We start from the raw sequence: 13373 nt of genomic DNA, 5'->3' as shown, positions 1-13373 counted from the left end.
GTGGGGACTACCCTCATCACGGGCATCGGACGCGGGATCGGGCAGGAGCTCGCCCGCGTTCTTCTGCAACGCGGCGATCGCGTCGTCGGCACCCTCCGGGACTTGAGTCAGGCCTCGCCCCAATGGAGCGGGTTCATCGCCGGTGGGCAGCTCAGGCTGCTGGCGCTTGACGTCCGGGACGGTGCCTCGATCCTTGAGGCGGCTGCGAGCTTCGGTGAGCCCGTCGATGTTCTGGTCAACAATGCGGGCATCATCGGGCCGCAGCGGCAATCGACCCTCGACATGGATTTCGATGGGTTTCTTGAAACCCTGAACATCAACACCCTCGGCCCTCTGCGTGTCGTCCAGGCCTTCCTGCCTCACTTGAGGCGCGCGAAGGCGGCCAGGATCGTCACCATCAGCAGCCGCATGGGCTCGCTCTCCCATGCGAAGTCCGACCGCATCGCCTATCGCGCCTCCAAGGCTGCGGTGAACAAGGTGATGCAGGGGATCGCAACGGATCTTCGGGAAGAGGGGATCGTTGCCATATCCGTTCATCCCGGCTGGGTTCGTACGGATATGGGCGGATCGGGGGCTGATGTTTCAGTCCAGGACAGCGCCGCCGGTCTCGTGAAGCTCATCGATGGCCTCACGGTTGAACACAGCGGCGGCTTCTTCGATTGGCAGGGAGAGCCTGTTCCATTTTAGTGAAGATCCTGCAGAGAGCGCCGGCAAACCTTCAGCCCAAGTTCATCTTGGCCGGACTAAACTCCCTCGTGTTCAAGGATCGGGGATGGCCACGAGACGTGATCTCCCGACCTTCGGTCCGCCTGGAGGGTCACATGGTCTGCATGAAGCGCGTTCTTACGGTTGGAGCGTCCGCTCTCGTCCTGAGCGGTTCTCTCATGGCTGCGGCTCCTGCGGCGGCGGGTGAAAGAACGGGCCGGTGGCGCGACGGATCGTATGCCACGCCCTATGGGATCGTTCGGCCCAACGCCGGGTACGGATATCGTCCGCATTATCGTCGTGGCTCCAATGTCGGTGGCGCGGTGGCTGCCGGGGTGATCGGCGGCTTGGCACTCGGTGCGCTGGCGTCACGCCCGGCCTATGCGTATCCCGCTTACCCGGCTTATTCCACCTATCCGACCTATTACGGCTCGCCGGTCTACGATGAGCCGACCTGCTACACGGTGCGCCGCCGCCTCGTGGACGATTGGGGACGGGTCTTCATTCGTCGGGAGCAGGTTTGCGAGTAATCTAGGGGAAAGGCAGCTTCGTCGGCTGCCTATTCCCGCTGGATGCGCACAGCCCGAATTCCGAGCGCCCGTCTTGGGCTGTTTGCGCGTGTTTCCTCTACGAGGCACCGGCTCCTCATCACGAACTTCTTCAACCCGGTTGGGTTCTTCGACGAAACAGTGTATGACCCTTGAGGCACGAGACATAAGAAGAGAGTCCACGTGCCAGTCGACAACATTTCCAGCTTCGAATCCGTCGCAACCCCGCAGGAAGCCGTCGAGCGGCTGATCGAGCTCCATGACAGCGCCATCGAGGCGCAGCGCCATGCGCTGGAGCATTTCTTCGCCACCGGCACGGCCCCCACGCCCCTCGAGCGCTCCCGCTTCCGCTACCCGGAGCTGCGCCTGGACTACCGGGCGTCGTCTGTGCCGCCGATCAAGCAGCGCGCCTATGCCAAGTTCCAGGGGCCGGGCGTCTATGCCACGACCATCACGCAGCCGACCTTCTACCGGAACTACCTGCTGGAGCAGCTGAACTTCCTCGTGCGCGACTACGGCGCCACCATCGAGGTCGGGGTCAGCGATCAGGAAATTCCGTACCCTTACGTGTTCGAACGCGGCGACGAATTGGGCCGGGGAGCGCATTCCGCCTCCGAGCTGGCCCAGCACTTTCCGACTCCGCTTCTGGCCAAAGTCGGCGACGAGATCGCCGACGGCACCTGGAACTTCCAGGAGAACGAGGCGCGGCCACTGGCGCTCTTCGATGCGGCCCGGGTGGATTATTCCCTGCGGCGCCTGGTGCATTACACCGGCAGCGACTGGCGCTGCGTCCAGCCCTGGATCCTGCTCACCAACTACCACCGCTACGTGGACCAGTTCATCCGCTGGGCCGTGAAGGAACTGGCCGACGAGAGCGGGCCTTACACCAGACTCGAACTCCCGGGCGGCATCACCATTGAGCGTGGGCTCGAAGAAGCAGCCACCGAAGAGCTGATCGCCTCTTCGCCCTGGCACCGGTTCCAGATGCCCGCCTACCACCTCATGCGCAAGGACGGGCAGGGCGTGACCCTGGTCAATATCGGGGTCGGCCCATCGAACGCGAAGAACATCACGGACCATCTTGCCGTGCTGCGCCCCCATTGCTGGCTCATGGTCGGCCATTGCGGGGGCTTGCGCCAGTCGCAGTCCATCGGCGACTACGTGCTGGCCCACGGCTATCTCCGGCGCGACCACATCCTCGACGGGGCCGTCCCGCCGGAAATTCCGATCCCGGCGCTGGCGGAGATCCAGGTCGCCCTGCAGGAGGCGGCCGTTCAGGTCACCGGCGAGAAGGGCGAGGAGCTGAAGCGGCGCCTGCGCACCGGCACGGTCGTCACCTATGACGACCGGAACTGGGAGCTGCGCTGGAGCCAGGAACGGCGCCAGATCAACCTCTCCCGCGCCATCGCGGTGGACATGGAAAGCGGCACCATCGCGGCCCAGGGCTATCGGCTGCGCGTGCCCTACGGAACCCTGCTCTGCGTCTCGGACAAGCCGCTCCACGGAGAAATCAAGCTGCCGGGCGCGGCAAATGCCTTCTATGAGCGCGCCGTGAGTGAGCACCTCATGATCGGCTTGGCGGCCTTGGATATCCTGAGAGGACAGCGCACCTCCCTGCATTCGCGCAAGCTGCGGAGCTTCGACGAACCGCCCTTCCGGTAAGCGGGCGCTCCGTGTCGCGCGAAACCCTCGGCCTGCTCCTGGGCTTCGTCGGCGTCTGCATCTTCGCCGGCACGCTGCCCTTCACGCATATTGCCGTCGAGCATCTGAGCCCGCTCTTCGTCACAGGCGGCCGGGCGGCGCTCGCAGGGCTCCTGGCCCTGGCAACGCTTCTCCTGCTTCGCAAGCGCTGGCCGTCGCGGCGGCAGGTCGGCACCCTGGCCCTCGTGGCCTTGTGCTTGGTTGCGGGGTTTCCGGGCTTCACGGCGCTTGCCATGCAGACGGTGCCGGCGTCCCACGGCGGCGTGGTGCTCGGCATCCTGCCGCTCGCCACCTCGGCTATCAGCACCCTGATCGCAGGCGAGCGTCCGAGCCCGGCCTTCTGGCTGGCGGCTGTAGCCGGCGCGGCTCTCGTGATCGGTTTCACCCTGCACGAGGGCGGCGGCTCCCTGGGGCAGGGGGATGTGTTTCTCCTCGGGGCTGCCCTGTCGTCGGCCCTGGGCTATGTGCTCTCCGGCAAGCTCGCTCGCGCCGGCCTCGCCGGCTGGGAGGTGATTTCCTGGGTGCTGGTCGTCGCCCTGCCGGTCACGATCCCGGTGGCGCTCTGGACCATGCCGGCCGAGCCGGGAGCGATCCCCACCTGGAGTTGGATCAGCTTCGCGTATGTCGCCCTGATGAGCCAGTATCTGGGCTTCTTCGCCTGGAATGCCGGCCTTGCCATCGGGGGCATCGCCCATGTTGCCCAAGTCCAGCTCCTGCAGACCTTCATCACCCTGCTGATCGCGTCCGTTCTGAACCGGGAGGACATCGCGCTGTCCGCCTGGTTTGTGGCCGCGGCTGTCGTCGTCCTGGTGGTTCTCTCAGGGCGCGCGAAGGTCCGCCGAGAAAAGTCCTAAAGCCTTGCTTGCTCCTGCTGTAAAAAAGATATAAACATATCTTTATATGTAAGAGCGAGATTTAGCCGTGGCTGACACCCCGTCTCCATCCCTGGACCTGACCCTGGACGTCCTGCGGGCCGCTGCGGAAGAGACGCGCCTGCGGATGCTCGCCCTTCTGACGGAGGGCGAGCTCTCCGTCTCCGATTTCACCGACATCCTGGGCCAGTCCCAGCCCCGCATCTCCCGCCACCTGAAGCTCCTGGTCGAGGCCGGCCTCGTGGAGCGGCACCGGGAGGGGGCCTGGGCCTTCTTCCGGCTGACCGACCGGGGTGTCGCGCTGCGCATCATTCGCCCTACCCTGGAGAGCTTGGACCATTCCGATCCGCGGCTGCTGGAAGACCGGACCAGGCTTCAGGCTGTGCGCGCCCAGCGTTCGCAGGCCGCGCAGGCCTTCTTCTCGCGCTTGGCACCGGAATGGGACCGGATTCGCTCGCTGCACGCACCCGAGGCGGTGGTCGAGGCCGCCGTGCTCGATGCCCTGGGCACGCGCACGATCCGCAACCTCGTCGATCTCGGCACGGGCACCGGCCGCATGCTGCAGCTGCTGGCGCCACGCGCGCAGCGAACCGTTGGCCTCGACGCCAGCCATGCCATGCTCTCGGTGGCCCGCGCCAATCTGGAGAAGGCTGGCTTAAGAGGCATCGAGCTGCGGCAGGGGGACATCTATGCCCCGCCGTTTCCGCGCGACACGTTCGATCTCGTCGTCGTCCATCAGGTTCTGCACTATCTCGACGACCCAGCTCGGGCGATCCGCGAGGCGGCGCGCCTCGTGGCTCCGGGCGGGCGCATCCTCGTGGTGGATTTCGCGCCCCACAGCCTCGAATTCCTGCGCGAGGCGCAGGCTCACCGCCGCCTCGGCTTCGCACCGGCTCAGGTTGCAGGCTGGCTCGACGAGGCCGGGCTCGACTGCACCCTCAACAGAGAGATCGCTCCGCCCGCGAAGGGCGACGAGCATCTGACCGTATCCCTTTGGCTTGGCCAGGATCGCCGCGTGGTGACGGATTGGCCCATGAGTGAACCCGACAGAGAGGTCGCCTGATGTCACCGCTCACCCTTCGCCCCAGCCGGCAGGCCTCCCGTCCGATCAAGGTGTCGTTCGAGTTCTTCCCGCCGAAGACTCCCGAGATGGAAGCGACCCTGTGGTCGTCGATCCAGCGTCTTGCCCCGCTCAATCCGCAGTTCGTCTCCGTGACTTACGGCGCAGGCGGCTCCACCCGTGAGCGCACTCACGCCACGGTTTCCCGCCTCGTGCAGGAAACGGACCTGAAGCCTGCGGCGCATCTCACTTGCGTTGCGGCCACGAAGGACGAGGTGGACGATGTGGTGCGCTCCTATTGGGATGCAGGCGTGCGCCACATCGTGGCTCTGCGCGGGGATCCGGTCAGCGGCATCGGCACCGCCTATGAGGCCCATCCGGGCGGCTACCAGCAGACCTGCGATCTGGTGGCCGGCATCAAGGCCATCGGCGATTTCGAGGTCTCCGTGTCGGCTTATCCGGAGAAGCATCCGGAAGCATCGTCCTTGGACGCGGATATCGACGCGCTTCAGGCCAAGGTGGATTGCGGTGCGGATCGCGCCATCACGCAGTTCTTCTTCGACAACGATCACTACTTCCGCTTTCTCGACCGCGTGCATGCCCGCGGCATCAGCATCCCGATCGTGCCCGGCATCGTTCCGGTGCAGAACTTCAAGCAGACGGCGAACTTCGCGTCGAAGACCGGCGCGAGCGTTCCCGCTTGGCTCGCTGCTCGCTTCGACGGGCTCGACAACGACGTGGAGACGCGAAAGCTCGTGGCCGCAGCGGTGGCCGCCGAGCAGGTGATCGACCTCGTCGATCGCGGCGTGAGCGAATTCCACTTCTACACCATGAACCGCGCCGATCTGGTCTATGCCATCTGCCATCTGCTTGGGCTGCGCGATCACAGCGTGAAGGCTGCCGCCTGACATCAATGAAATCACCGTCGACAGCCCACGAACCGGCTGCGATGCAAAGAGAACAGATCGAATGACTGCATTCACACCTCGCTCGGCCAATGGCTCCGACGTGCTCAAGGCGCTTCGTGAAGCCGCATCTAAGCGGATTCTCGTGCTCGATGGCGCCATGGGCACGGAGCTGCAGAATTCACGTTTCTCGGAAGAGGATTTTCGCGGCGAGCGCTTCAGGGATTGGAAGCAGGACGTCAAGGGCAACAACGATCTGCTCATCCTCACGCAGCCGGATGCGGTGCGCGATGTCCATCTCGCCTATTTCCTGGCAGGCGCGGACATCGTCGAGACCAACACCTTCTCCGGCACCCCCATCGCCCAGGCCGATTACGGCATGGAGGAGATCGTCTACGAGCTGAACTTCGATGGCGCGCGCCTTGCCCGTGAGGCTGCGCTGATCGCCGAGAAGGAGGATGGCCGCCGCCGCTTCGTCGCCGGCGCCGTCGGTCCGACGAACCGCACGCTCTCTATCTCGCCCGACGTGAACAACCCCGGCTACCGCGCGGTCACCTTCGATCAGGTGCGCGAGGCTTATGCCGAGCAGGTGAGGGGGCTTGTCGACGGCGGTTCCGAGATCATCCTCATCGAGACCATCTTCGACACCCTGAACGCCAAGGCGGCCATCGTGGCCACGCAGCAGGTTTTCGCCGAGAAGGGTGTCAAGCTGCCCGTGATGATCTCGGGCACGATCACGGATCTCTCCGGCCGCACACTGTCGGGTCAGACGCCCGAAGCCTTCTGGTACTCCGTGCGCCACGCGGAGCCGTTCTCCATCGGCCTCAACTGCGCTCTCGGTGCACGCGAGATGCGGGCGCACATTCAGGAGATCGGCCGTGTCGCCGATACACTCGTCTGTGCCTATCCGAATGCAGGCCTGCCGAACGAGTTCGGCCTTTACGACGAGCGTCCCGAAGCAACGGCCTCCATGCTGGCCGAGTTTGCCGATTCAGGTCTGGTCAACGTGGTCGGCGGCTGCTGCGGCACCACGCCGGAGCATATCCGAGCCATCGCGGAAGCCGTCGCCGGCAAGGCGCCCCGCTCGGTTCCGACGGTGCAGCCGCTCATGCGCCTGTCGGGCCTCGAACCGTTCACGCTCACCTCCGACATCCCGTTCGTGAATGTGGGCGAGCGCACGAACGTCACCGGCTCCGCCAAGTTCCGCAAGCTCATCACCAACAACGATTATGCCGCCGCGCTCGACGTGGCGCGCGATCAGGTGGCGAACGGCGCCCAGATCATCGACGTCAACATGGACGAGGGCCTGCTCGATTCCGAGAAGGCCATGGTCGAGTTCCTCAACCTTGTGGCCGCCGAGCCGGACATCGCCCGCGTGCCGGTGATGGTGGACTCGTCCAAGTTCCACGTGATCGAGGCCGGCCTCAAGTGTCTGCAGGGCAAGGCCATCGTGAATTCGATCTCCATGAAGGAGGGCGAGGCGGCCTTCATCGAGCAGGCGAAAATCTGCCGCGCCTATGGGGCCGCCGTCGTGGTGATGGCCTTCGACGAGGTGGGCCAGGCGGATACCCTGGAGCGCAAGGTCGAAATCTGCACCCGCGCGTACAAGATGCTCACCGAGCAGGTGGGCTTCCCGCCGGAAGACATCATCTTCGATCCGAACGTGTTCGCGGTGGCGACTGGCATCGAGGAGCACAACGGCTATGGCGTCGACTTTCTTGAGGCGACGCGCATCATCCGCGAGACGCTGCCGCATGCTCATATCTCGGGTGGCGTGTCGAACCTGTCCTTCTCCTTCCGCGGCAACGAGCCCGTGCGCGAGGCCATGCACTCGGTGTTCCTGTTCCACGCCATCAAGCTCGGCATGGATATGGGCATCGTCAATGCCGGTCAGCTTGCGGTCTATGACGAGATCGATCCGGAGCTGCGCGACCTGTGCGAGGACGTGGTGCTCAACCGTCGTCCCGACGCCACGGAGCGCCTTCTCGAAGCGGCGCCCCGCTTCAAGGGTGACGGCACCGGTGCCGTAAAGGCGGCCGATCTCGAATGGCGCTCCTGGCCTGTGGGCAAGCGCATCGAGCACGCCCTCGTCAACGGCATCACCGAGTTCATCGCGCAGGACACGGAGGAAGCACGGCAATCCGTAGAGCGTCCGCTGCACGTGATCGAGGGCCCGCTCATGGACGGCATGAACGTGGTGGGCGATCTCTTCGGCGCCGGAAAGATGTTCCTGCCGCAGGTTGTGAAATCCGCCCGCGTGATGAAGCAGGCGGTGGCCTATCTGATGCCGTTCATGGAAGCCGAGAAGGCAGCTAACGGATCCACCGAGCGTTCTGCCGCCGGCAAGGTGCTGATGGCGACCGTGAAGGGCGATGTGCACGACATCGGCAAGAACATCGTCGGCGTGGTTCTCGCCTGCAACAACTACGAGGTCATCGACCTCGGCGTCATGGTGCCGGCCCAGAAGATCCTGGAGACTGCGCGCCGGGAGAACGTGGATGTGATCGGCCTCTCCGGCCTCATCACGCCGTCGCTCGAGGAGATGGTGAACGTGGCGAGCGAGATGGAGCGCGAAGGCTTCGACATCCCGCTGCTCATCGGCGGCGCCACCACGAGCCGCGTGCATACGGCGGTGAAGATCCACCCGAACTACAACAAGGGTCAGGCGGTCTACGTGACTGATGCGAGCCGCGCCGTCGGCGTCGTGTCCTCGCTGCTCTCGTCCGACATGAAGGACGGCTATGTGGAGACGCTCCGGGCCGAGTACCGGAAGGTGGCAGATGCCCATGCGCGCTCGGAAGCCGACAAGCAGCGCCTCTCCATCGAGAAGGCCCGCGCAAACAGCCTGAAGATCGACTGGGCATCGTATCATCCGCCCAAGCCCGCCTTCACCGGCGCGCGGGTGTTCCGCAGCTACGATGTGGGGGAACTGGTGCCTTACATCGACTGGACGCCGTTCTTCCAGACCTGGGAACTGAAGGGCCGCTTTCCGGCGATCCTTGAGGACGAGAAACAGGGCGAGGCCGCGCGCCAGCTCTGGGACGATGCGCAGGCCATGCTTAAGCAGCTCGTCGAGGAGCGCTGGTTCAACCCGAAGGCGATCATCGGCTTCTGGCCTGCCAATACGGTGGGCGACGACATTCGACTCTTTACGGGCGAGAGCCGCTCGGAACAGCTTGCCACCTTCCATGGCCTGCGCCAGCAGCTCTCCAAGCGCGACGGCAAGCCGAACATCTGCCTGTCCGATTTCGTGGCGCCCGTCGAGAGCGGCAAGCCCGACTGGATCGGCGCCTTCGTGGTGACGTCCGGCATCGAGGAGGTGCGGATCGCCGAGAGGTTCGAGCGCGCCAACGACGATTACCGCTCGATCATGGTGAAGGCGCTTGCCGACCGTATCGCGGAAGCGTTTGCAGAGCGCATGCACGAGCGCGTGCGCAAGGAATTCTGGGCCTACGCGCCGGACGAGAACCTGGGCAATGACGGTCTGATCGGCGAGGAATACCAGGGCATCCGCCCGGCTCCCGGCTACCCGGCGCAGCCCGACCACACCGAGAAGGCGACCCTGTTCAGCCTGCTCGAAGCCGAGCGCCGCATCGGCGTCAAGCTCACGGAATCCTACGCCATGTGGCCGGGCTCCTCCGTGTCGGGCCTCTACCTGTCGCACCCGCAATCCTACTACTTCGGCGTCGCCAAGGTGGAGCGCGATCAGGTCGAGGATTACGCCGAGCGCAAGGGCATGAGCGTGACGGAGGTCGAGCGCTGGCTCAGCCCGATCCTCAACTACGATCCGGCAAGCTACCGGGTGATGGCGGCGGAGTAAGGTTTCCTCACGGGTCATCCCGGACGGAGCGCAGCGGAGATCCGGGATCGCGTCACGATTCCCACTGGAACCTCAACACAGTCAGTCCCGCGAATGCGGGAATCCATAACCGTTAACGGTGCAGAAAGAAGTGCAACGCTGATCGCATTTTCTTCAACCGTCGTGTTTATGGATTCCGGGCTCCGCTCTGCGGCCCCGGAATGACAGCGCTTTAATGGTCCTGCGATCCCTGATCGGCTCCGCCGTCCGGGATGACGAATTTGGGAGGTCACTCCCGCCGCAGCGCCTCGATCGGGTCGAGCTTCGCCGCGCGTTGTGCCGGATAGAACCCGAAGAAGATCCCGACCAGCGCCGAGAAGCCCACGGCCATGAGGATGGCGTTCGTCGATACGAGCGAGGGCCAGCCGGCGAGCTGCGCCACGAGATAGGCGGCGCCTGCGCCGAGCGCGATGCCGAGCGCGCCGCCGATGGTGGAGAGCGTTGTCGCCTCGATGAGGAACTGGCTGAGGATGTCGCGCGGGCGCGCGCCGACGGCCAGCCGCAGGCCGATCTCGCGGGTGCGCTCGGTGACGGAGACCAGCATGATGTTCATGATGCCGATGCCGCCCACGAGCAGCGAGACGGCAGCCACAGCTGCGAGCAGCATGGACAGGGTGTTGGCGGAGGCGGTTGCAGTGTTGGCGATTTCGGTCAGGTTGCGGATCGAGAAATCGTCCTCCTGCTCTCCGATGATCCGATGGCGCTGGCGCAGCAGCTCCGTCATGCTCTCGATCCCGGGTACGATGTCGCTCTCGTTGGCGAACTTCACGAAGATCGAGCCGACGGAGCCGTCCTTGGCGTAGTTGCGGCCGATCACCCGGCGACGTCCCGTGTCGAGCGGCACGAAGACCACATCGTCCTGGTCCTGCCCGAAAGCCGACTGGCCCTTCGGCGCCATCACGCCGATCACGCGGAACGGCACGTTGCGAACGCGCACGATCTGGTCGATGGGATCGTCCTCGCCGAAGAGGTTGCGGGCGACCGTCTGCCCGAGAAGGATGACGATGTCGCCGCGGCGCACCTCTTCCGGATCGAAGGTGCGCCCGGTGGCGACATCCCATTCGCGGGCGGAGAACCAGTCGAGATCGATGCCGTAGATCCGCGTGCCCCAGTTGTTGCCGCCGGCCACCACCTGCGCGCCGCCCTGCACGAAGGGCGCGGCCGCCACCACGCCGTCGATCTCGCGCCGGATGGCCCGTGCGTCCTCATCCGTGAGCGACGAGGCTGCGCCGGCACCGAGGCGTGCTCCGCCCTGCGTGACGTTGCCGGGCGTGACGATGGCGAGGTTGGCGCCGAGCGAGCGGATCTGGCTGTCGACGAGATTGCGCGCACCCGAGCCGATCGCCACCATGGCGATGACGGCCGCGACGCCGATCACGATGCCGAGCATGGTGAGCAGGCTGCGCAGGGCATTGGCCATGATGGCGGAGAACGCGGAGCGGATCGCCTCGACTAGCCTCATTCGGCGGCCTCCGGCGCGAGATCGCGGGCATCGACGGGAGTCTGGCGGCGATCCTCGATCACGCGGCCGTCGCGGAAGCGCACGAGGCGCTGCGCGTGCCGCCCCACCTCCGCATCGTGCGTCACGAGCACGATGGTGGCGCCCTCGCGGTTGAGCTCCTGAAACAGCGCCATGATCTCGTTCGCCGTGCGGCTGTCGAGGGCGCCGGTCGGCTCGTCGGCCAGCAGGAGGCTCGGGCTGTTGACGAGAGCCCGCGCGATTGCCACGCGCTGCTGCTGCCCGCCGGACAATTGCATCGGGCGGTGATGGGCGCGGTCCGCAAGACCGACGCGGCCGAGGGCCTGCAGGGCGCGCTCGCGGCGGGTTCTGCGGTCGAAGCCCGCATAGACCATCGGCAGTTCCACATTGCCCAGGGCATCCACGCGCGGCAGCAGGTTGAACTGCTGAAACACGAAGCCGATCTCGCGGTTGCGCAGGCGCGCCAGGCCGTCCGCATCGAGACTCTCGACAGCCGTGCCGGCGAGCCGGTACTGGCCGCCCGTCGGTCGGTCGAGGCAGCCGATCAGGTTCATGAAGGTGGACTTGCCCGAACCGGACGGTCCCATGACAGCCACGAAATCACCCTGGTCGATGTCGAGGGAGACGCTGTCGAGCGCTACGACGCGTCCGGCATCGAGATCGTAAACCCGGCTGAGATCGCGCGTTTCGATGAGGGCCACGGGGCGCGTTCCTAGAACATCCGCGGCGGACGCGGGCGGCGGTTGGTGGCGCCGTTCGTGTCATTCGCCGCATCGGCGCGCGGCGCACCGACAATGACGGCAGCGCCTTCCTGCAGATCGCCGCGAAGGATCTCCGTGTAGGCTCCATCCGTCACGCCAAGCCGAACGGGCAGGGGCTGGGGATTGCCGTCAGGCCCGACACGGTAGATGCGCGCCCGGGTGCCTTCGTCCTCAATGGACCCGGCCTGTTCGCCACGGGGGCGCCGCCGCGGTCCCTGGCCATGCGGCGCCGCGCCTCTTCCTTCGCCGTTGCCAGCCTGCGCATCCTGAGAGCGAGGCCGACGTCCTGGCGTCTGCTCATCCGGCGTGCCGTCCCGTGCCTCGGTGGCTGCCATCGTGATGGCGGGCCGGAAGCGCAATGCCGCATTCGGAATGCGCAGCACGTCCTCGCGCTCGTCGGTGATGATCTGGAGGTTGGCCGTCATGCCGGGCAGCAGCGCCTGGTCCTGGTTGCGCACGCTGATGACCGCCGTGTAGGTGACCACGTTCTGCACCGTCTGCGCGGCGAGACGCACCATGCGCACCCGGCCGTCGAAGGTGCGGTTCGGATAGGCGTTGACCGTGAAGGAGACCTTCTGCCCTTCCTTGAGGCGGCCCACATCCGCCTCGTCGATATTGGCGTAGATGTCGATCTCGCTCAGGTCCTGCGCGACGGTGAACAGGGTCGGCGAGGAGAGCGACGCGGCGACCGTCTGGCCGAGCTCCACTTCGCGCTTCACCACCACGCCATCGACCGGCGACTTGATCTCCGTGCGTCCAAGATCGATCTCGATGTCCCGCAGCTTTGCCTGCCGCTGCAGGATGATCGCCTCGGCGGATTTCACATTCGCTTCCGCCAGGGCCAGATCGGCTTTCAGCCCGAGCGTCTCCGCTTGGTTGGACGCAATCTGCGCGTCGGCCGAAGCGAGGTTCGCGGTCTGGATGTCCACCTGCGTGCGCGCCTGCTCCAGGGCCGTCTGCGTTCCCACCGCGCGCGTGTTGAGCTGCGTCTGCCGCTCGCTCCCGCGCCGGGCTTCCTCCAGCTGGGCCTGAGTGCGTTCACGCTGCGCCCGAAGGTCGGCGGCCTGCGCCTCGGCACGCTGAAGCGCCGAGCGGGCCTTGTCGATCTGGGCACGCTTCGTGTCGAGATCGGCCTTCGCCTGGGCGAGATCCGCCAGGGCCGCATCCCGGCGCGACTTGATCTGCTCCGCATAAAGGCGGGCCACCACCTGGCCTTCCTTCACGGGCGTGTTGTAGTCGGCCAGGATCTCGACAACTTGGCCGGACAGTTGCGAGCCAACGAGCACCGTTGTCACCGGGTTGAGCGTCCCCGTGGCGCGCACGCTCGCGGTGATCGACCCGCGATCGACGGAGCCGAGGCGGTAGGCTTGATCCGAGGCGTTGCCGCCCGTCGGCTTCCACAGCACGAAGCCAGCGCTTCCTGCCACCAGAACAACGACGATCAGCCACAACCAGACGCGACGCACCCGACAACCCTCAGCA

Annotated in this window: 10 protein-coding genes; 7 read left to right on the top strand and 3 right to left on the bottom strand. The window is 65.7% G+C overall.

Annotated elements, in window-relative coordinates:
* From MA07_RS12605 to metH, 7 genes are all read left to right on the top strand, one after another.
* Complete coding sequence (locus tag MA07_RS12605) at positions 1-687, top strand: SDR family oxidoreductase (RefSeq protein ID WP_036351023.1); 687 nt, start codon at positions 1-3, stop codon at positions 685-687.
* A 143-nt stretch (positions 688-830) separates the two neighbouring features.
* The gene (locus tag MA07_RS27815) at positions 831-1235 is read left to right on the top strand and encodes a hypothetical protein (protein WP_152568846.1); all 405 of its coding nucleotides are present in this window, start codon (positions 831-833) and stop codon (positions 1233-1235) included.
* A gap of 201 nt (positions 1236-1436) precedes the next feature.
* Positions 1437-2915, top strand: coding sequence for an AMP nucleosidase (locus tag MA07_RS12590; RefSeq protein WP_036351020.1), 1479 nt, complete (start codon positions 1437-1439; stop codon positions 2913-2915).
* Between the two features lie 11 nt (positions 2916-2926).
* Positions 2927-3808 (top strand): DMT family transporter, encoded by an 882-nt coding sequence (locus MA07_RS12585; RefSeq protein ID WP_036351018.1) that lies wholly within the window; start codon positions 2927-2929, stop codon positions 3806-3808.
* 67 nt (positions 3809-3875) lie between these two features.
* On the top strand, positions 3876-4889 hold the full coding sequence (locus MA07_RS12580; protein ID WP_052003122.1) for a metalloregulator ArsR/SmtB family transcription factor: 1014 nt from the start codon (positions 3876-3878) through the stop codon (positions 4887-4889).
* A complete protein-coding gene (gene metF / locus MA07_RS12575; RefSeq protein WP_036351016.1) occupies positions 4889-5794 on the top strand; it encodes a methylenetetrahydrofolate reductase [NAD(P)H] in 906 nt (301 codons plus the stop codon). The genes MA07_RS12580 and metF overlap by 1 nt, the downstream gene beginning before the upstream one ends.
* A 61-nt stretch (positions 5795-5855) precedes the next feature.
* Complete coding sequence (gene metH / locus MA07_RS12570) at positions 5856-9611, top strand: methionine synthase (RefSeq protein WP_036351014.1); 3756 nt, start codon at positions 5856-5858, stop codon at positions 9609-9611.
* Positions 9612-9879: 268 nt separating this feature from the next.
* On the opposite strand, the gene MA07_RS12565 is transcribed toward metH, so the two are convergent.
* The 3 genes from MA07_RS12565 to MA07_RS12555 are packed head-to-tail and all read right to left on the bottom strand — an operon-like array spanning position 9880 to position 13357.
* The gene (locus tag MA07_RS12565; protein WP_036351011.1) at positions 9880-11112 is read right to left on the bottom strand and encodes an ABC transporter permease; all 1233 of its coding nucleotides are present in this window, start codon (positions 11110-11112) and stop codon (positions 9880-9882) included.
* Complete coding sequence (locus MA07_RS12560) at positions 11109-11831, bottom strand: ABC transporter ATP-binding protein (protein ID WP_036351010.1); 723 nt, start codon at positions 11829-11831, stop codon at positions 11109-11111. Before MA07_RS12560 ends, MA07_RS12565 begins: the two co-directional genes overlap by 4 nt.
* 11 nt (positions 11832-11842) lie before the next feature.
* The gene (locus MA07_RS12555) at positions 11843-13357 is read right to left on the bottom strand and encodes an efflux RND transporter periplasmic adaptor subunit (protein WP_081928937.1); all 1515 of its coding nucleotides are present in this window, start codon (positions 13355-13357) and stop codon (positions 11843-11845) included.
* Positions 13358-13373: the final 16 nt, after the last annotated feature.

The sequence above is a fragment of the Microvirga sp. BSC39 genome (assembly GCF_000739015.1).
Taxonomy (GTDB): Bacteria; Pseudomonadota; Alphaproteobacteria; order Rhizobiales; family Beijerinckiaceae; genus Microvirga.
This window is presented reverse-complemented; position numbering and strand designations above follow the sequence as displayed.